The following is an 18176-nucleotide window of genomic DNA, read 5'->3' as shown; positions in this document are numbered from 1 at the left end:
GATGGCCGCGGCGAAGAGCGCGACCTCTTTCGATCACCTGGTCATGATCGTGTGGCTCTGCTCGCGCAGGTACTGTGGCAGGAACCACGAGCCGAGACCGCCCTTGCCGCTGACCCCGGTGCCCTTCCAGCCGCAGAATGGCTGCGCGCCTGGCCATGCACCCGTCGTCGCGCCGCTCGCACGGTTGGCGTAGAGAACCCCTGCTTCGGCGGTGTCGAGGAAGTGACGCAACTCTTCCTGGTCGTTGGTAAAGATGCCGGCGGATAGTCCGTAGGCGATGTCGTTGCCCTCTTCGATCGCGGCATCGAGACTATCGAAACCGCGGACGACCACGAAAGGCATGAAGAGTTCGTCGCGGGTCAGCCGGCCCGGACCATCAAGTTCGACGACCGTCGGCAGGACGTAGTTGTCCGCAAAGCCCTGGCCCAGGGCGGCGCCCCCAAAATGCACCTTGCCTTTGCCCTCGACTTCCGACAGTGCGGCCTGGAAAAGGGCGACTGTGGCGTCGCCATAGACAGGGCCCATAAAGGTCTCGGCCTTGCGAGGATCTCCGACCACCAGCTTTGCGGCGAATGCTACCAGCTTCTCGATGAATTCCGCCTTGACCTTCTCGTCGACATACACGACCGAGCATGCGGAGCACTTCTGCCCTTGCAGGCCGAAAGCGGAGCGCGCCACTCCCTGCGCCGCACGGTCGAGATCGGCCTTGCTGGTCACGTAGGCAGGGTTCTTGCCACCCATTTCGGCGATGACGGGCTTCATGTGGGGCAGCGTTGCCATGTGACGGAAGATGCTCATGCCGGTCTTATGGGAGCCCGTGAATGCAACGCCGTCGATGCCGTTGTCGGTGGCAAGAAGGCGCCCCACCTCTCCATCGCCAAGCACGATGTTGAAAACACCTTCGGGCAATCCCGCCTTGCGAAGCGTTTCGGCAATCAGCAGTCCGGTCAGCGCGCAACCCGGCGACGGCTTGTAGACCACCGCATTGCCTGTCAACAGCGCACCCGAGACCATGCCGATCGACAAGGCGAGCGGAAAGTTGAAAGGAGCGATGACCGCGAAGACGCCATAGGGCTTCATGACGCTGGTAGCGGTCTCGTTTTCGACCAACATGTTCATCGGCCGGACGAACCCGTTGTTCGCCTTCATCTCCGATGCGTAGTACTCGACCATGTCGAGGCATTCCTCGGCTTCGCCGACTGCCTCGAGGCGGGACTTTCCGATCTCGTATAGCGCCGCCAAACCAAGGTCATACTTCCGCTCCGCCAGCGCCTCTCGCCAGCGGGCGCCGAATGCAAGGCGATCGTCCAGCGTCGAACGGTTCCAGGCCTTCGCGCCGGCTCGGGCAGCCTGGATCGCCGACTTGACGTCTGACGGGGTTGAAGCCGGGAACTTGCCGAGAGAGATCTTCTTGTCGATCGGGCTCAGGATCTCTTTCCGAGCGCCAGTCGCAAACGGCGTCGACCACTCGCGACCCAGTGTGTTCTTCTCGAAATCCGGGATCATTGCGTCGAGGTGAGCGTGAACCGGGGAAAAATCCACTCCGATGTTCGAGTAGGTCACACGCGGGAGTTCAGCCATTTCAAGTTCCTCCGAAAATCGGTATTTAGTCCGATAATCAGGATTTGGCTTGCGAGTCAATCGAGGGGACCATAAAATGGGGATAATACCGAATTTCGGAATTTGCGAGGACATTTCCGGATTCGGGTACTAACGGAGCCCGATTGATCGAGGGCGTGCGGCCGTTCGGCTATTCTACGGAGACCCCGGGCTCAAGGCGCGGCGGAATAACAAGGGACCGACCTTGCCCCTCATGTCTGTTTTGAACGATAACCTTCTTGCAGTTGCAATTGTCAGATCGGCGTAGGTGCCCTTGAATACGAAGTCGAAGAAGCCGAGCGCCAAGGACAGCCCCCTCGAGCGCTACATCTCGATCATGGAGACGGTCGCGCCGTTCGAGCACGGCCTGACGGCGATCGAACTCGAAACGACGCTTGGATTGCCCAAAACCACGATCAACAGGCTGCTGCATGCCTTGATCGAAAGCGGGATGATCACCGCCGAGAGCGTTCGCAATCGGACATACCGTCTCGGCGATCGCCTGTTGCAGCTGCTACAGATGTCTCCGGACAGCGGCTGGCTGACGACGCTCGCGCAGCGACCGCTTCAGGATTTGGCCGACCGCACCGGCCAGTCGGCGTTCCTGTCGAAGTTCGACGGTACCGAAGTGCGCTCGGTCACCTGCGTCGCGCCCGACACTCCGGTCCGGACCTATGTCATGCCGGGCATGGCCATGCCTGTAAATGCGACCGCTTCGGCCAAGGCGATCCTTGCGTTTCATCCGCAGGAGACCGTGAAGAGGATCCTGGCGACGGAGCTGCGCAGCTATACCGATCGGACGAAAACGAAGATCGCGGAGTTGACCAGGGAATTGGCCGAGGTTCGGGAGCAGGGTTACGCCATGGACCTGGCCGAGCATGTTCCGGGCCTTGGCTCGATCGCATTTCCGATAAGGCCGACGAGCGGTGAGGTGATATACGCGGTGGGACTTACGGGGCCCTACGGTCAGATCATAGAGCAAAACTTCAAGCAGCATTGCGCGGCGCTCGCGGAGGCCGCCCAGCGCATGGCGAAGCTGGCGCAGATGCACGCCTACAACGGATCGGCTATGGCCGCAAAGAATGCCGCAGCGGATCAGCGACAGGGCGGTGCGTGAGAGGCCGGTCACTTGCGCGAAGAAACGTCGCGCTTTGACCGAGAATGTAGTTTCGCGATCTCCGTCTCGACGGCGGCGAATGTCCGGCCACCCCTCCGATCCGCGACCTTGATCTTCCGTCGACAAGATCATGGGTGGGAACATGCTCTCCTATCTCAAGCGACTTGGACGCTAATTCCCTCCATGGCAGCGCCCTAACGCAGCACTGCCCGCAGCTCAGCTTGAAGTGCACGCAACGGCTCCAAGTAGAGCGCAACGAGATTGCTGACACTCACATGTGTCGCCGCAACGCCGACGTTCACGGCTGCGATCACCGTCCCGCGCACGGTCATCAACGGCACGGCGATCGAGCGCAATCCGAGCTCGACCTCCTGATCGATCAACGCGAACCCTTGCGTCCGCACCCGCCCTAACTCCGCAAGGATGGTGTCGGGGTCGGTCAAGGTATGAGCAGTCCGCGCCGGCAGGGCATGGGAAGATAGAAGATGTGCAGCGCGTTCCGGAGGCATGGCTGCCAGGAGCACGCGCCCCATGGAAGTGCAGTATGCCGGAAGCCGCGAGCCGGGCATCAGCGCGATCGACATCACCTTTCGCTGCGCCGCGCGCGCGACATAGACGACGTCGGTGCCGTCTAGAATCGAGACGGACGAGCTTTCGCCGAGCCGCTCCGAAAGGCCATCCAGCAAAGGCTGCACCAGATGCGGCAGCGGCATGGTTGCCAGACAGGCTGTCCCGAGCCTCAACACGCGCGGCGTGAGCGTGAAGAACTTTCCGTCGTAGTCTGCGTAGCCGAGATGGGAAAGCGTAAGGAGACAGCGTCTGGCTGTCGCCCTGTCGAGACCGGATGCAGTCGCGACGTCCGTGATCGACTGCCGTGGCCGTTCCACCGTGAACGTCTCTATGACAGACAATCCCTTGGCCAAGCCACCCATCGTGTCCCGTTCGGAAATGGGCATCCATTCACCTTGTGCGATATGTCAACAAACGAATGATATCGCACAAGCCGGCTTGCCGAAAGATCTCGTCTGCCGATACGTGTGGCGGCGAAATCGATCTTGGTGCCGGGAAAGGCTGGTTACGTGGACAAGACAATCGCGAGCCTCGCGGAAGCAGTGGCAATCGTCGAAGACGGCATGACCGTCATGATCGGCGGCTTCGGCGGCGCAGGTGCTCCGATAGAGCTGATCCACGCCCTGATTGACCGTTTTCGCGCTACCGGCGCCCCGAAAAACCTTACGATCGTCAACAACAATGCAGGGAACGGTCGGATCGGCATCGCCGCCATGATCGACAATGGCATGGTTGCCAAGATGATCTGCTCGTTCCCGCGCTCGTCCGATCCGCGGGCATTCACCGAGCGGTACCTTGCCGGGAAAATCGCGCTCGAACTGGTTCCACAGGGGACCTTGGCCGAACGAATCCGCGCCGGTGGCGCGGGTATTCCGGCTTTCTACACGCCGACGAGCTACGGGACCGATCTCGCGGCCGGCAAGCCTGTGGCCGAGTTCGACGGGCGCCACTACGTGCAGGAACGTTGGCTGAAGGCGGATGTGGCCCTCATCAAGGCGGAACTTGCCGACCCTCATGGTAACCTCACCTACAGGAAGGCGGCACGCAACTTCTCGCCGCTGATGGCGATGGCCGCACGCACGACCGTCGTTCAGGCGCGCCGGATCGTCCAGCCCGGTGCGATTGATCCTGAGCTGGTCGTGACGCCCGGGATCTTCGTGGACCAGGTGATCGAGGTCTCGAACCCGATGCAGGAAGAGACGCTTATCCGCCAAGGGGTCGCATACGCATGACAGTCAAGCTGACCAACGCGCAGATTGCATGGCGCGCCGCGCAGGACATTGAGGACGGCGCTTATGTGAACCTCGGCATAGGCTTTCCCGAGATGGTGGCGAGCTTTCAGCCGCCTGGGCGCCGGGCGATCTTCCACACCGAAAACGGCATCCTCAATTTTGGCGAAGCCCCGGCGGCAGGCGACGAGGACTGGGATCTGATCAATGCGGGCAAGAAGGCGGTCACGCTCAATCCGGGCGCTTCGTTCTTCCACCATGCCGACAGCTTCGCGATGGTGCGTGGCGAACATCTCGACGTTGCCATTCTCGGCGCCTACGAGGTGGCCGAGACCGGTGACCTTGCGAACTGGAGCACAGGACCCAAGGGCATACCAGCGGTCGGTGGTGCGATGGATCTGGTGCACGGAGCAAAACGCGTGGCCGTCATCACCGATCACGTCACCAAGGACGGTCGTCCGAAACTGGTGAAAGCCTGCAGCCTTCCCCTGACCGGCGTGCGCTGCGTGACGAGGGTCTACACGAGCCTTGCGGTCATAGACATCATCGATTGTCGTTTCGTGCTGCGCGAGAAGCTGCTTGCGATGAGCTTCGATGAATTGAAGGCGCTGACCGGCGCAGAGCTTAAGGTCGATGGCGAAATCAAATCCTTGACGGCACCGGAGCTCTGAATGACCGAGGCCTTCATCTGCGACTACATCCGCACCCCGATCGGCAGGGTTGGCGGTTCGCTGTCCTCGGTCCGGACCGACGATCTCGGCGCGGTGCCGCTGCGAGCGCTGCGGCACCGCAATCCAGGCCTGGACTGGTCCGCGGTGGATGAGGTCATCTTTGGCTGCGCCAACCAGGCAGGCGAGGACAACCGCAATGTCGCGCGCATGTCATCGCTGTTGGCGGGACTGCCGATCGAAGTCCCCGGCAGCACGGTCAACCGCCTGTGCGGTTCTGGAATGGACGCCGTGGGCATCGCTGCACGGGCCATCAAGGCCGGCGAAGCCGACCTGATCATCGCCGGTGGCGTCGAATCCATGAGCCGCGCGCCGTTCGTGCTTCCGAAGGCGGGCGAGGCGTTTTCGCGCAATGCCGAGATTTACGACACCACGATCGGTTGGCGCTTCGTCAATCCATTGATGAAGAAGCAGTATGGCGTCGATTCGATGCCGGAGACGGGCGAAAACATTGCGGAAGCCTTCAAGGTCAGCCGCGCCGATCAGGATAGCTTCGCCGCACGCAGCCAGGCCAGGACCGCCGCCGCTCAGGAAAATGGCCGGCTGGCGCTGGAGATCACTCCGGTGACCGTACCCCAGCGCAAAGGCGATGCTATCGTGGTCGATCGCGACGAACATCCACGCACCGGAACGACAACCGAGTCGCTCGCCAAGCTTCCAGCGCCGTTCAAAAAGGAAGGTGGCACCGTCACAGCGGGCAACGCTTCTGGCGTGAACGACGGAGCGGCAGCGCTGATCATCGCGTCCGAAGCCTCCGTCAAGGCATTCGGGCTCACACCGATCGCCCGGATTCTGGGCGTCGCGACGGCCGGGGTTGCCCCACGGATCATGGGGATCGGCCCGGCTCCGGCGACACGCAAGCTTTGCGCGCGCCTCGGCATCGCGCCTTCGGACTTCGATATCATCGAGCTGAATGAAGCATTTGCCTCCCAAAGCATCGCCGTGCTCCGCGAACTCGGGATCCCCGAGGACGCGGAGCATGTGAACCCGAACGGCGGAGCGATCGCGCTCGGGCACCCGCTTGGGATGTCGGGCATTCGCATCACCGGCACTGCCGCGCTCGAGTTGCGGTCCCGAAAAGCACGACTGGCCCTGGCCACGATGTGCATCGGTGTCGGACAGGGTATCGCGATCGCTCTGGGCAGTGCGTAGCGGAGATGGTGCGACAGTCCGAGTCAGGCGGATTGCATCGATCCGCAGCAAAGCAGCCACGGGTATGGATCGGTTGACGTTTGTCAGCTTGTCGATTCGCTAACAGACCAGAGCTATGGCGAGCCGACAAAGATCGTGCCCTGGCTCGCCAAGTCATGGGAGATATCAATGACCTACGGGCAAAAAAGAAGCGCCGCACTGGGCGGCGCTTTCTTCTAATTGCTTGATTCCCCAAGGAGGAAACTGGAGCGGGTGAAGCGATTCGAACGCTCGACCCCAACCTTGGCAAGGTTGTGCTCTACCCCTGAGCTACACCCGCTCGCGCGGCTTTGGGCCGCAAGCCGGGCCTATATGGCTGAAGAGCGCGGCGATTGCAACAGGGAAATCGCAGGCTTTTTTCAATGCGCCGGACGAGGCCGGCGGGCCGCCGGCGGGAGGCGGAAGGATTCGGCGCCGCGTCGCGCGGCGGTCTTGTCTCGACCATGTCATTGGCCGTAAACGGCATGGCTGGAAACCAGCCGAAGACGAGAACCCCATGCCCAGGACCGAAGCCGAGCTCTTTGCCTTTCTTGCCGAACTCGGCATCGCCGTTTCGACGAAACGCCATCCGCCGCTCTATACGGTCGCCGATTCGCAGGCGCTGCGCGGCGAAATCGCCGGCGGCCACACCAAGAACCTGTTCCTGAAGGACAAGAAGGACGCCTTCTTCCTGGTCACGGTCGGCGAGGACGCTGTCGTCGACCTGAAGCAGATCCATCATGTGATCGGCGCCGCCGGCCGCGTTTCCTTCGGCAAGCCGGAGATGCTGATGGAGCTTCTGGGGGTCGCGCCGGGCGCAGTCACGGTGTTTGGCCTGATCAACGACACGCAGCACAGGGTCAAGGTCGTGCTCGACGAGGCGCTGATGCGGCATGCGGTGATCAACGCGCATCCGCTGACCAATGAGGCGACGACGTCGATCGCATCGGGCGACCTCGTCAGATTCGTCGAGGCAACCGGGCACGATGCTGCTATCTTGAAAGTCTCGGCATGATCGCCACATGGATGGCGAAACCGGTTTCCAACCAAGGACAGTGCGCCGATCCGCTGGCGCCACCGAAAGGGCGACGACATGAGTGACAACAATCCGTTTGGCGGCTCCTTTGGCAATAGCGGCGGCCAGTATGCCACGACGGTGCAGTATGGCGGCGGCGCGGAACCGCAGAAACCTGCGGCCGGCGCCGCCCCCGCCGGCGACGTCATCAAGGATACGACCACCGCGGCCTTTGCCGCCGATGTCATCCAGGAATCGCGCCGCCAGCCGGTGCTGGTGGATTTCTGGGCGCCGTGGTGCGGGCCGTGCAAGCAGCTGACGCCGCAACTGGAAAAGGCGGTCCGTGCCGCCGGCGGCAAGGTCAAGCTGGTCAAGATGAACATCGACGACCATCCCTCGATCGCCGGCCAGCTCGGCATCCAGTCCATTCCCGCGGTCATCGCCTTCAAGGACGGCCAGCCGGTCGACGGCTTCATGGGCGCCATCCCCGAGAGCCAGATCACCCAGTTCATCGACAAGGTCGGCGGCAAGGGCAATGGTGCGGCTGATGTAACCGAGGTGCTGGCGGCGGCGGCCGAGGCGCGCGCTGCCGGCGACGTGCAGACGGCGGCCGACATCTATGACGCCGTGCTCGAGCAGGCGCCGGAGACGATCGAGGCGATAGCGGGGCTAGGCGAATTGCTGTTCGAGGCCGGTGATACCGAAGGCGCCGAGGCGATGCTGGCGCGGGCGCCGCAGGCCAAGGCCGATGCGCCGCCGCTGACCGCGCTGCGCGCCAGGATGACCTTGGCCGCGCAAGCGTCCGAACTCGGCAACCCGGCGGAGTTCGAGCGCCGGCTGGCTGAGAATCCCGGCGACCATCAGGCCCGCTTCGATCTGGCCATGGTCCAGAACGCCAGGGGCGAGCGCGATGCGGCCGCCGACAATCTCCTGGCCATCATCAAGGCTGACCGCGGCTGGAACGAGGACGGCGCCAAGGCGCAATTGCTGCGCTTCTTCGAGGCCTGGGGCATGACCGACGAGGCGACGCTTGCCGCGCGGCGCAAATTGTCGTCGCTGCTGTTTTCCTGAGCCGGCGCGGCCGAATGGTCGCGCGGGGCTTGCACCCGGCGCCGGCCGCGCCAGATAGGACGAATCCGGCCCGCCTTTCCCTCGGGAAGCCAACAACCCCGGGCAGCGACAGGCGGATCGCGGCATGGAGGCGCTTCCCAGGCGAAGCGATCGGAGGAACGAGGTGCAAGCGGGAAACGCTCACTACCGGCTCGCCAGGGATCTGCCGTCGACCATCCCGGTCTTTCCGCTCGAGGGCGCGCTTCTGCTGCCGGGCGGCCGCATGCCGCTCAACATCTTCGAGCCGCGCTACCTGCAGATGGTCGACGAGGCGATCGCCGGCTCACGGCTGATCGGCGTCATCCAGCCCAGCCTCGACGGCGCCTTGCGCGACGATGGCGAGCCGGAACTCTGCAATGTCGGCTGCGCCGGCCGCATCATAGCGCTTTCCGAGACCGGCGACGGCCGCTACCTGATTTCGCTGCAGGGTGTGTGCCGGTTCCGTGTCACCCATGAGCTGACGGTCAAGACGCCGTTCCGCCAAGGCAAGATCGCCCCCTTTCTCGCCGATCTCGACGACGACCAGGCGGCCGCCGAGGTCGACCGGCCGGCGCTGCTGCGGGCGTTCCGCTCCTATCTTCAGGCCAACGACCTGGAGGCCGACTGGGAAAGCGTCAGCCGGGCCGAAAACGCCATGCTGGTCAACGCGCTGTCGATGATGGCGCCCTATGGACCGGCCGAGAAGCAGGCGCTGCTCGAAGCGGCCGATCTCAAGACCCGCGCCGAAACGCTGATCGCCATCACCGAAATGGCGCTGGCGCGCGAGAACGAGGATTTTGGCTCGAGCCTGCAGTAGGATGTTGAGAGAGGGCACGATGGCGGCGGATGGGCGTGACGGAAAGAGAGCGAATGTCGACCCCAGGATGCTGGAGCTGCTGGCTTGCCCGCTGACCAAGGGACCGCTGGCCTGGGATCCCGAGCGCGGCGAACTGATCTCGCGGGTCGCCAAGCTCGCCTATCCCGTGCGCGACGGCATCCCGATCATGCTGCCTTCGGAGGCACGGAGCATCTCGGCGGAAGACGTGCTGCCGCCGCGGCTGGGCGGACCGGCCGGCTCGACGTGAAAGTTATCGGGCGGCGTTCTACGGCGCCCCCTCTGCCCTGCCGGGCATCTCCCCCTCAAGGGGGGAGATCGAATGTCATCTCCGCCTTCGCCAATCTCCATTGTTGCAGGAATGGGCGGAGCGTTGAAACTGCCAATCTCCCCACTTGTGGGGGCGAGGAGTGGTCCATGAAGTGGACGCAAAGCCAATTGCTTGGCTTTGCGAACGAGGAGCGCCCGAAGCGACAGCGAAGGGCCGGGTCCGGCAGGCCAGAGGGGGGCTCGCCCGCCAGCGTCAAGTTTCGCACCGCTGCGGTGCGGAGACGTCGCGGCATGAATCCTCGCGCCGCGTCGCTTCGCTCCTTGCTCCGCCCGTGGATGACGAAGGCACTGATGTGCCTACTGAAAATTGCGGCCCCTGGGCATGACGCTTTCCGCTTCTTCCGACAGTGTTGCCAAATCCTGCCCGGCCGGTGGGTTCCGCATCGCGGGCCGGCCGGGACGATCCGGATCCTCCCTCGAGGCGTGCCCCTGAGAACCGGCGCCCGGCAAACTGGCCTGGTCGACCTTCTCCAGCAGCACCGTCAGCCAAGGCGTCAGATCCTCGATCTTCTCGGCGACGATGTGGACGACATCCGATTCCGACTGCAATTTGCCGGTGACCTTGACGAAGCGCGCGCCCATGACGATGGGACGGAAGCGGTCGAAGGTCCGCTGCCAGAAAATGACGTTGGCGACGGCTTCGTCATCCTCCAGCGTCAGGAAGACCGCATTGCCCTTGCCGGGGCGCTGCCGCACCAGAACGAGCCCGGCGACCGAGACGCGCCGTCCGTCCCGCACCGAGCACAGCCTGGCATTGGGCGTGACGCCGGCCCGGTCGAGCCGCTCGCGCAGGAAGGCGACCGGGTGCGCCTTCAAGGACAGGCCGAGCGAGCGGTAATCGTGGATGACATGCTCGCCGAGCGGCATTTTCGGCAGCTTCGTCTCCGGCTCCAGCTCGCGTAGCCGCAGCGCCGGCTGATCGAAAAGCGGCAGCTTTTCGGCGGCATTCTTGCCGTCGAGGGCGCGCACCGCCCAAAGTGCGGCGCGGCGGTCGAGGCCGAGCGAGCGGAAGGCATCGGCCTGCGCCAGTCTTTCGATCTCGGCGACATCGAGGCCGGAGCGCAGCCAGACATCCCGCACGGATGCGTAGCCTGAACCGCGCCGCTCGACGAAGGCGTCCATGCGCTCCTTGGAAAGTCCCTTGATCTGCCTGAAGCCGAGCCGCACCGCGTGCTGCGTCGCGATGACGCCGCGCATGTCGGCATGGCGCGGCAGGATGCGGGCCGGGTCGAAAGTCGCCTGTTCCAGCGTGCAGTCCCAGACGGAGAAATTGACGTCGACCTCGCGGATGTCGACGCCATGATCGCGTGCATCACGAACAAGCTGGGCCGGCTGGTAAAACCCCATGGGCTGTGAATTCAGGATCGCGGCGCAGAACACGTCGGGATAGAAGGTCTTGAACCAGCAGGAGGCATAGACCAGCAGCGCGAAGGAGGCGGCATGGCTTTCGGGAAAGCCGTATTCGCCAAAACCCTCGATCTGCTTGAAACAGCGTTCGGCGAAATCCCGGGTGTAGCCCTTGCCGACCATGCCGTCGATCATGCGCCGGCGGTAATTGCCGATCGTGCCGGTGCGCTTGAAGGTGGCCATGGCGCGGCGCAACTCGTCGGCCTCGCCAGGCTTGAAGCCACCGGCCACGATGGCGATGTTCATCGCCTGTTCCTGGAACAGAGGAACGCCCAGCGTCTTGTGGAGGATCGCCTCCAGCTCCGGTTTCTGATACTCGGGCTGCTCCTTGCCTTGCCGGCGGCGCAGATAGGGGTGGACCATGTCGCCCTGGATCGGGCCGGGCCGCACGATCGCCACCTCGATGACAAGGTCATAGAATTCTTTTGGCTTGAGACGCGGCAGCATCGACATCTGCGCGCGCGATTCGATCTGGAAGACGCCGATCGTGTCGGCGCGACCGATCATCTTATAGACCGGCTTCGCCTCTTCCGGCAGGGTGGCAAGGACATAGGGCTGCCCGTAAGGGTCTCGCGCCTGCGGATAATGGTCCGTCAGCAGAGTGAAGGCGCGTTTGAGACAAGTCAGCATGCCGAGCGCCAGCACGTCGACCTTGAGGATCTTGACCGCGTCGAGATCGTCCTTGTCCCATTCGACCATCTTGCGTTCCTCCATCGCCGTCTTGACGATGGGCACGATCTCGTCGAGCCGGTCCCTGGTGATGACGAAGCCGCCGACATGCTGGGAGAGGTGACGGGGAAAGCCCATGATCTCGTTGGCACGCTCCATCACGTGCCGCGATATGGGGTCGGCGCGATCGAGGCCGCCGGCCCGGGCTTCCTTCTCGCCGAGCTCGGAGGTCGACCAGCCCCAGATCGAGCCGGAGAGCGATGCCCTGACATCCTCGGACAGGCCCATCGCCTTCGACACTTCGCGCAGCGCCGAGCGGCCGCGATAGCTGATGACGGCGGCGGCCAGCGCGGTGCGCTTGGAACTGTATTTCTCGTAGATATATTGGATGACCGTCTCGCGCTTCTCATGCTCGAAATCGACGTCGATGTCGGGCGGTTCGTTCCTCTCCTCGGAAATGAAGCGTTCGAACAGCGTGTCGATTCGCTCCGGCCCGACCTCGGTGATGCCGAGGCAGAAGCAGACGACCGAATTGGCGGCCGAACCGCGCCCCTGGCAGAGAATATCCTGGCTGCGGGCGAATTTGACGATGTCGTGGACGGTCAGGAAATAACGGGCATAGTTCAGGCGCTCAATAAGGGCGAGCTCTTCCTCGATGCGCCTCGTCACCGATTGCGGCACGCCCGAGGGATAGCGCCTGGCCGCCCCCTCCCGCGCCAACCTTTCCAGCTCCGCCTGCGGGCCGAGCCCTGATTGCGTCGGCTCGTCGGGGTAATTGTACTGAAGGTCGCTGAGCGAGAAGGTCAGCTCCTGCGCGAAGCGCAGCGTTTCGGCCAGTGCCTCCGGGTGCCTGCGGAACAGGCGCGCCATCTCCAGCGGCGGTTTCAGATGGCGCTCGGCATTCGCCGTGAGTTCCAGCCCGACCTCCGAAACGGGAATGTTGAGACGGATCGCGGTCAGCACGTCCTGCAGCGGGCGGCGTTCGGCCGTGTGGTAGAGGACGTCGTTGGTCGCCATCAAGGGCAGGCCGGCCAGATCCGCCATCGCCGCCGCCTGCTCGATCCTGAAGCGGTCGTTTCCCGCGTAGTCGGGCGAGACACCGAGCCGCAGGGCCCCGCCGAAATGGTCCTTGAGCTGGCGAAGCAGGGCAAGGCTGTCTTGCGCGCCTGTCGCCAGAGCGGGCAGGACCGCCAGCGACATCAGTTCGCCCCATTCGAGAAGGTCGTCGCGCCGCAGAAGGGTCGCGCCCTTTTCGTTCTCCTCGCGCAGATTGGCTTGCGTGAGCATGCGGCACAGATGTCCCCAGCCCTTGCGGTTCCGCGGATAGGCGAGAATATCAGGCGTGCCGTCGCAAAAAACCAGCCGGCTGCCGGGGTGGTAGGCAAGCGTCTCGACCTTGGCCTGCTGCCAGGCGCGCACCACGCCCGCCACCGTGTTGCGGTCGGCGAGCCCGATCGCGGAGAACCCCATGAGCTTGGCCGCGACCACCAGCTCCTCCGGCTTGGAGGCGCCGCGCAGGAACGAGAAATTCGACTGGATGCCGAATTCCGCATAGGGAATGGCGGTCAGCGCGTTCATGCGAAGACCCCGTGCAGGAACCAGCGCGGCGGGATTTCAGAGCCGCCATAGAGACCTTGCCGGTAGAGCCAGTAGCGGCGGCCGTCGGCATCCTCGATGCGGAAATAGTCGCGTGTCGACGCCGCTTCGTCGCTCGAAAATTCACGCCACCATTCCGGCGCGATGCGTTCAGGGCCTTCGGCGCGGGCGACCCTGTAGAGCGCACGCCGCCAGCGGAAATTCAGCGGCGGTCCCTCGGGCATTTCGGTGGCCGGCACCTCAATCGGCTCGGGCGAGCGGAAAAGCCGGATCGGCCGCTCCGGCGGGAAGATGGTCATCGGCGCCTGCATCCTGTCCGGTTTCTTCGGCGGCGTGATGCGGCGCGGGGTTTCCGTGAAGGGGATGGTGGCGACGGCACGCTCGGGCAGATGGCTTTCCACGACGACCGGCTTGAGAACCGCGCCCTCGCCGAGCCGGGCGCGGATGCGGTCGGCGAACAGCGCGATATCGGCGCCGTCGTCGGTCGTTTTGCCTGTCAGGTCGGCCTGCGGCATGTCGAAGGCCGCCGCCGCCAGCACCGAAAGCCGCACCAGGTCGAAGCCATAGCCGGCATCGATATGCTGCTCGAGGGCGGCCAGCCGCTCATGGAACAATTTCTGGATCAGCCGGGGTTCGCGCATCGGTCGCGACGTGCCGAGCGCGATGCGGCTGACGGCGCCGTCGACGCGGAACAAGAGCAGCGCCAGGCTTCTCGCGCCTTCGCCGCGCCGCTCGAGGTCGATCTTCAGGGTCGTCGCCAGCATGCCCACCAGCCGTTCTATGTCCTCTGTCAGCGTGACGGGCTCGGCCAAATGGCGTTCGACCGAAAGCGGCGCGACGGGCAGGCGCGGCGACACCGCCTCGTCGAGACGGCCGAGCGCCTGGTCGAGGCGCAAGAGCAGGGAGGCACCGAAGCGGCGGGCGAGCGGCGCGCGCGGCGCGGCCATCACCGCGCCCGCCGTGCGCAGGCCAACACTTTCCAGGCTGGCGCGGGTTTCCGGCGCGATGCGTAGCGCCGCCAGCGGCAAGGGCGCCAGGAGCGCTTCCTCCTCGCCGCCGGCAACGATGCGGTCGCCGCAGAACCGCGCCGCCGCCCAGGCGGCGCCGGGTGTCGCGGCAAGGCCGGCACGGACGTCGAAGCCCTGATGGAAGAAGCGCGACAGGATCTCGTCCAGCATGGCGCGTTCGCCGCCGAAAAGATGGGTGCAGCCGGTGACGTCGAGGAACAGGCCGTCGGTCCCGTCGAGCGCCACCAGCGGGGTATAGCGGTCGCACCAGTCCGCAAGGCCTTCGAGCAGGCGCCGGTCGGCTTCGGCATCGGCCTCCATTATGTCGATCGACGGATGCATGGCGCGCGCATCGGCGATGCCCATGCCGGGCTTCAGATGCAGCGCCTCAGCCCGCTCGTCGAGGGCTAAGATGCGCTGCGCGTTGCTGTCGCGATGGCTGATCACCAGCGGCCGGTGATCCGATGGCCGGGAACGCCAGGACCGCCCCAGGCGCTGCCGCAGGATCCGTTCGGCCGCGAGATAGGGAAACCACAGGGACAGGATTCTTTGCTCGTTCTTCCCCAATCCGTCTTTCATCGAATATGCGTTCATCGGGGTTCCACTCCAATATGAATTGTCCTGGCAGGGCCGTGCGGCTCTTGCCGATGCTGATGGTGAAGGCGGGGCGGCCGATCGAGCCGGCAAGCGGCCCGGCGACCGTGTCGCGCGGCCCTGCCGGCGCCGGCGAGACGATGAGGCGGACGGGCGCCGCCGTCGGTTCGGGTTCGGCCGCCTGCCGCAGCAGGAAGACCGGCCGGCCGGCGCTCTGCGCGCGGGCGTGCAGCCGGCGCGTCGCGGTCAGGTCCAGCCGCTGCGGATTGCCGCGGACTTCAAGGATGACGGCGGCGAGCGCCGTCATGCGGGCCGCCTCCTCGGCGACCCACAGCGCATCGGCGAGCCTTGGCGCCTCGGAAAACAGCAATTGCTCCGGCTCGATGCCGAAGGCGGCGTGAAGGCCCCGGGCATAGGGAAAGCCCGCCTCGCGAAAAACCTCCTGGGTGCCGATCCACAGCACCGGCAATCGCGGCCCTTGCTTGAGGATCAGGCTGGGCTTGAGGATCAGGCTGGCGAGCGACAGGGCGAAGCCGGCGACCGCTCCGGCATCGCGGGTCTCGACGCCATGGATTTCGCTCAAGGCCGCTTTCGGCAGGCCGCCGCCCAAATCGCCGCCCCAATCGCCACCGAGGGCGGCATCGAGCCGGCCGATGCCGGTGCGCAGGAAAGCATCCGGCCTGGCCACGGCGATGCCGCGCCGGACCACGGTGCGGTCCGCGGCGGCCATGCCGGCGTCGGAAACCGCGCCGGCCGGCGCCTGCAGGCGCTCGGGCAGCGTTCCTTCGATCTTCGCGATCTGGCGGCGCAGGGCAAAAACAGTCTCCCGCGCCACGGCGCTCATCGCCATGACGGTCAGTGTCCACTCACAATTGTTCCTGTTATGTTCTTATAGATTCCAGAGGCGACCCAAAGAGTCAAGCAGACTCATGGGGAATTTATTCCTCTCCGATAAGAGGGCCAACATTGGTCGGACAGCCGGCCGCGCCTCAAGCCATGCGAAACGGCTCCCGGTGCCGTAAGCAATCCTGGGGTTGGCCGCCGCGTCATTTGCCGATTGTGGCCCAAAAGCCTATATGCCGGGATCAAAGGACAAAGCATGGCCCGCATCTACAAGACCCGCATTTGGCACGACCAGCTTTCGCCGTCGATGGACGAGATCGAGTTCCTGGCGCTGGAGGCCTACGCCCATCTGCCCGAGGATTTTCGCAAGCTGACCGGCGAGATCGTCATCCAGATCGCCGAGTTCCCGACCGACGAGATCATGGACGACCTGTCGCTGGAAACGCCCTTCGACCTGCTCGGCCTATTCGAGGGACGCGGCATTGCCGAGCGCTGGAACCCGCAGACCGGCGAAGGCCCGAACCGCATCACGCTCTATCGCCGCGCCATCCTCGACTACTGGGCCGAGAACGAGGAGACTTTGGGCGACATCGTCACCCATGTGCTGATCCACGAGATCGGCCACCATTTCGGCCTGTCGGACGACGATATGGAGAAGATCGAAGAGGCAGCCGAGTGACCGGTTCTACGTCAGGCCGTCATTTCACAATGAGTGTGATGAAATGTTTTAATACGTTCTGCACAGTCTGCTCCCCGGTATGTCCTGCCACTGCCCATTGCGCAAAATGTCCATCAATGTACATGCGTGCGAGCCCGTAGACGAGCGCCCTCGCGGCTATCTGGGTCTCTGCCATGTCGTCCGACCGGAGCATGTTTCGCCGCTGTGCTTCTGCCATTGACGCTTCCATCAGCGAACGCACCGCTTCATTATCGTGACGCAGCGACTCCGAAGCATCCCAATCAATAAGATTGCGTGTCGAGATGATCTGGAAGTGGGTGGGGTTTCGAATTGCCCAGCGCAAATAGGCGATTCCAACAGCGGCAAAGCGTTCGATCGGATCGTCCGTCGCAACCTTCTCGACCGCATTCGTGATCTCCGAGCGGAATCGGCTCATTGCCTGCTCCGCGACAGCCGTCATCAACGCGGTCTTGTTGCTGAAGTGACGGAATGGCGCGCCGGGGGAAACCCCGGCACGTTTTGCGGCTTCGCGCACGCTCACATTGTCGGGGCCGCCTTCCTCGACCAGTTGAACCGCGGCATCGATCAGGACCTCCCGCAAATTGCCATGGTGGTAACCAGTGCGATGAGGCGCCTTGGCTTTTGCCATCTCTTTCCCTTCGTTCCGTGGAGCAGCTTCCCGCCTCTGTAGCATGATTCCGCGATTTATGTAATCGCCGTTTACAATCCCGGCCAGAGGATGTAAGCAGTGATTACTGATGGGATCGGAACAGGCCTACGGTCTTCGCGGCTCCCGAACTCCCAGCTGAGGAGACGAACATGCTCGCCAGAACAGCCCCACCCCGCCCGCAATCGGTCATTTCGCATCAGAGTCCAGCCGAAGAACTTCAGCAGGAGAATTTCGCGATTGTTCAGTCGAGCGCGACTGTGCCCAGCCTCACGCTTTATCGGCTTGCCGCCGTCGCCGGGATGGGAAGCGCGCTTATTCTTCTGGTCAACGCGGCTAAACGCAGCTCGCTCATCGCGACCACCGATCTGACGCAACTTCTCGCACCAGTCGCCGAGATATTGGCACTTGGCCTCGTCGTAGGCCTGTTTCTTGCGTTTGGCCGGCGCGCGGGGCTGTTCGGCACTATCGCGTTTGTCATCAACTTCGTTGCGTTGGCAAGTTTGGTAGGCGTGGAAGCAGTGATCAATCTGGTATTTTCGAAGCTTCCGCTCACAACCATCGTCGAGCTGCGAGCCGGACCGCTCGGTCTGGCTCTGGTCGCCAGTTCGGTTCTTTTTCTGGTTGGAACGCTCGCGTTTGTAATCTCTCTCGCCGTTGCAAGAGGCGTGCCGCGCATTCCTCTCGCTCTTTATCTCATTGGCGCGGTGCCGATCGCGCTTCGTGCGTTCGTTCCGGAGCTGGCTCTTGACCTGGGCTTGGCGATGCTTGCGGCATCGATCGCCTGGCTGGCGGCGTGGCTGTGGATGCGAGGGGCTACCAGTCGCTGAGCTTGGTGTCCGGCCCGTATTCCTGGCCCTCGACATCCTTCACCACGGCCTGGCCGCAGCGCATGGTCTTGGTCTTCTTGTCGTAGGCGTAGGTGGGGGAGCCGAACAGGTGCCAGCCCTTGTTCAGCGCCGCCGTCACCTTGTGACAGAAGCTGGCGTCGTCCGGAGCGGTGAGAAAGCGGTAGAGTTTCATCATTCAATT

Annotated in this window: 17 protein-coding genes and 1 tRNA gene; 10 read left to right on the top strand and 8 right to left on the bottom strand. The window is 63.9% G+C overall.

The features are described 5' to 3' along the window. Positions 1-33: 33 nt before the first annotated feature. Positions 34-1581 (bottom strand): aldehyde dehydrogenase family protein, encoded by a 1548-nt coding sequence (locus FJ443_RS02455; protein ID WP_140492020.1) that lies wholly within the window; start codon positions 1579-1581, stop codon positions 34-36. 292 nt (positions 1582-1873) lie between these two features. Between FJ443_RS02455 and FJ443_RS02450 the strand changes: the two genes are divergently transcribed. After that, positions 1874-2716 (top strand): IclR family transcriptional regulator, encoded by an 843-nt coding sequence (locus tag FJ443_RS02450; RefSeq protein WP_140554757.1) that lies wholly within the window; start codon positions 1874-1876, stop codon positions 2714-2716. Between the two features lie 194 nt (positions 2717-2910). Here the strand turns inward: FJ443_RS02450 and FJ443_RS02445 are convergent, their stop codons facing one another. Next, positions 2911-3672: an IclR family transcriptional regulator C-terminal domain-containing protein gene (locus FJ443_RS02445; RefSeq protein ID WP_140662635.1), complete on the bottom strand. Its 762-nt coding sequence runs from the start codon at positions 3670-3672 to the stop codon at positions 2911-2913. 123 nt (positions 3673-3795) lie between these two features. On the opposite strand from FJ443_RS02445, the gene FJ443_RS02440 reads away from it, so the two are divergent. Genes FJ443_RS02440 through pcaF form a run of 3 tightly spaced genes read left to right on the top strand, consistent with a single transcriptional unit; the run spans position 3796 to position 6395 of the window. After that, a complete protein-coding gene (locus FJ443_RS02440) occupies positions 3796-4518 on the top strand; it encodes a 3-oxoacid CoA-transferase subunit A (RefSeq protein ID WP_140628309.1) in 723 nt (240 codons plus the stop codon). Beyond that, positions 4515-5186, top strand: a complete 672-nt coding sequence (locus FJ443_RS02435) for a 3-oxoacid CoA-transferase subunit B (protein WP_140524514.1) — start codon at positions 4515-4517, stop codon at positions 5184-5186. Before FJ443_RS02440 ends, FJ443_RS02435 begins: the two co-directional genes overlap by 4 nt. Then, positions 5187-6395: a 3-oxoadipyl-CoA thiolase gene (gene pcaF, locus FJ443_RS02430; protein WP_140662633.1), complete on the top strand. Its 1209-nt coding sequence runs from the start codon at positions 5187-5189 to the stop codon at positions 6393-6395. 244 nt (positions 6396-6639) lie between these two features. Here pcaF and FJ443_RS02425 read toward each other — a convergent pair. Continuing rightward, positions 6640-6714: transfer RNA gene (locus tag FJ443_RS02425), tRNA-Gly, on the bottom strand. A gap of 216 nt (positions 6715-6930) precedes the next feature. On the opposite strand from FJ443_RS02425, the gene FJ443_RS02420 reads away from it, so the two are divergent. The 4 genes from FJ443_RS02420 to FJ443_RS02405 all read left to right on the top strand — a co-directional run bounded on the left by FJ443_RS02420 (position 6931) and on the right by FJ443_RS02405 (position 9602). Further along, positions 6931-7428: a prolyl-tRNA synthetase associated domain-containing protein gene (locus tag FJ443_RS02420; RefSeq protein WP_140639513.1), complete on the top strand. Its 498-nt coding sequence runs from the start codon at positions 6931-6933 to the stop codon at positions 7426-7428. A 78-nt stretch (positions 7429-7506) separates the two neighbouring features. Continuing rightward, the gene (gene trxA / locus FJ443_RS02415) at positions 7507-8499 is read left to right on the top strand and encodes a thioredoxin (RefSeq protein WP_140662631.1); all 993 of its coding nucleotides are present in this window, start codon (positions 7507-7509) and stop codon (positions 8497-8499) included. A gap of 163 nt (positions 8500-8662) precedes the next feature. Then, positions 8663-9334 carry an LON peptidase substrate-binding domain-containing protein gene (locus FJ443_RS02410; RefSeq protein ID WP_140514078.1) on the top strand — a complete coding sequence of 224 codons (672 nt, stop codon included), beginning with the start codon at positions 8663-8665 and terminating at the stop codon, positions 9332-9334. 19 nt (positions 9335-9353) lie between these two features. Beyond that, positions 9354-9602 carry a Trm112 family protein gene (locus FJ443_RS02405; RefSeq protein ID WP_140514079.1) on the top strand — a complete coding sequence of 83 codons (249 nt, stop codon included), beginning with the start codon at positions 9354-9356 and terminating at the stop codon, positions 9600-9602. 377 nt (positions 9603-9979) lie between these two features. Here the strand turns inward: FJ443_RS02405 and FJ443_RS02400 are convergent, their stop codons facing one another. Genes FJ443_RS02400 through FJ443_RS31535 form a run of 3 tightly spaced genes read right to left on the bottom strand, consistent with a single transcriptional unit; the run spans position 9980 to position 15805 of the window. After that, complete coding sequence (locus FJ443_RS02400; RefSeq protein ID WP_140662629.1) at positions 9980-13336, bottom strand: error-prone DNA polymerase; 3357 nt, start codon at positions 13334-13336, stop codon at positions 9980-9982. Beyond that, a complete protein-coding gene (locus tag FJ443_RS02395) occupies positions 13333-14808 on the bottom strand; it encodes a DUF6504 family protein (RefSeq protein ID WP_140491985.1) in 1476 nt (491 codons plus the stop codon). Before FJ443_RS02395 ends, FJ443_RS02400 begins: the two co-directional genes overlap by 4 nt. Beyond that, on the bottom strand, positions 14750-15805 hold the full coding sequence (locus FJ443_RS31535; RefSeq protein WP_140514081.1) for a hypothetical protein: 1056 nt from the start codon (positions 15803-15805) through the stop codon (positions 14750-14752). The genes FJ443_RS02395 and FJ443_RS31535 overlap by 59 nt, the downstream gene beginning before the upstream one ends. Before the next feature lie 249 nt (positions 15806-16054). Here FJ443_RS31535 and FJ443_RS02385 point away from each other — a divergent pair, with 249 nt between their 5' ends. After that, entirely contained in the window at positions 16055-16477 is a 423-nt protein-coding gene (locus tag FJ443_RS02385) for a metallopeptidase family protein (protein WP_140491980.1), read from the top strand. A 19-nt stretch (positions 16478-16496) separates the two neighbouring features. Here the strand turns inward: FJ443_RS02385 and FJ443_RS02380 are convergent, their stop codons facing one another. Then, the gene (locus FJ443_RS02380) at positions 16497-17126 is read right to left on the bottom strand and encodes a TetR/AcrR family transcriptional regulator (RefSeq protein WP_140524507.1); all 630 of its coding nucleotides are present in this window, start codon (positions 17124-17126) and stop codon (positions 16497-16499) included. A 170-nt stretch (positions 17127-17296) separates the two neighbouring features. Between FJ443_RS02380 and FJ443_RS02375 the strand changes: the two genes are divergently transcribed. Then, positions 17297-17974 (top strand): hypothetical protein, encoded by a 678-nt coding sequence (locus FJ443_RS02375; RefSeq protein ID WP_210239597.1) that lies wholly within the window; start codon positions 17297-17299, stop codon positions 17972-17974. Here FJ443_RS02375 and FJ443_RS02370 read toward each other — a convergent pair. Next, positions 17961-18167 carry a DUF1737 domain-containing protein gene (locus tag FJ443_RS02370; protein WP_140493464.1) on the bottom strand — a complete coding sequence of 69 codons (207 nt, stop codon included), beginning with the start codon at positions 18165-18167 and terminating at the stop codon, positions 17961-17963. The genes FJ443_RS02375 and FJ443_RS02370 overlap by 14 nt on opposite strands. Positions 18168-18176 lie beyond the last annotated feature (9 nt).

Origin of the sequence: Mesorhizobium sp. B2-6-1, from assembly GCF_006440475.1 — a bacterium.
Lineage (GTDB): Bacteria > Pseudomonadota > Alphaproteobacteria > Rhizobiales > Rhizobiaceae > Mesorhizobium.
This window is presented reverse-complemented; position numbering and strand designations above follow the sequence as displayed.

Coding starts and splice junctions, on each gene's coding strand:
- FJ443_RS02400 (WP_140662629.1), bottom strand. CDS start 13,336: ATGAACGCGCTGACCGCCATTCCCTATGCGGAATTCGGCATCCAGTCG.
- FJ443_RS02420 (WP_140639513.1), top strand. CDS start 6,931: ATGCCCAGGACCGAAGCCGAGCTCTTTGCCTTTCTTGCCGAACTCGGC.
- pcaF (WP_140662633.1), top strand. CDS start 5,187: ATGACCGAGGCCTTCATCTGCGACTACATCCGCACCCCGATCGGCAGG.
- FJ443_RS02445 (WP_140662635.1), bottom strand. CDS start 3,672: ATGCCCATTTCCGAACGGGACACGATGGGTGGCTTGGCCAAGGGATTG.
- FJ443_RS31535 (WP_140514081.1), bottom strand. CDS start 15,805: ATGGCGATGAGCGCCGTGGCGCGGGAGACTGTTTTTGCCCTGCGCCGC.
- FJ443_RS02370 (WP_140493464.1), bottom strand. CDS start 18,167: ATGAAACTCTACCGCTTTCTCACCGCTCCGGACGACGCCAGCTTCTGT.
- trxA (WP_140662631.1), top strand. CDS start 7,507: ATGAGTGACAACAATCCGTTTGGCGGCTCCTTTGGCAATAGCGGCGGC.
- FJ443_RS02405 (WP_140514079.1), top strand. CDS start 9,354: ATGGCGGCGGATGGGCGTGACGGAAAGAGAGCGAATGTCGACCCCAGG.
- FJ443_RS02435 (WP_140524514.1), top strand. CDS start 4,515: ATGACAGTCAAGCTGACCAACGCGCAGATTGCATGGCGCGCCGCGCAG.
- FJ443_RS02385 (WP_140491980.1), top strand. CDS start 16,055: ATGGCCCGCATCTACAAGACCCGCATTTGGCACGACCAGCTTTCGCCG.
- FJ443_RS02375 (WP_210239597.1), top strand. CDS start 17,297: ATGCTCGCCAGAACAGCCCCACCCCGCCCGCAATCGGTCATTTCGCAT.
- FJ443_RS02380 (WP_140524507.1), bottom strand. CDS start 17,126: ATGGCAAAAGCCAAGGCGCCTCATCGCACTGGTTACCACCATGGCAAT.
- FJ443_RS02455 (WP_140492020.1), bottom strand. CDS start 1,581: ATGGCTGAACTCCCGCGTGTGACCTACTCGAACATCGGAGTGGATTTT.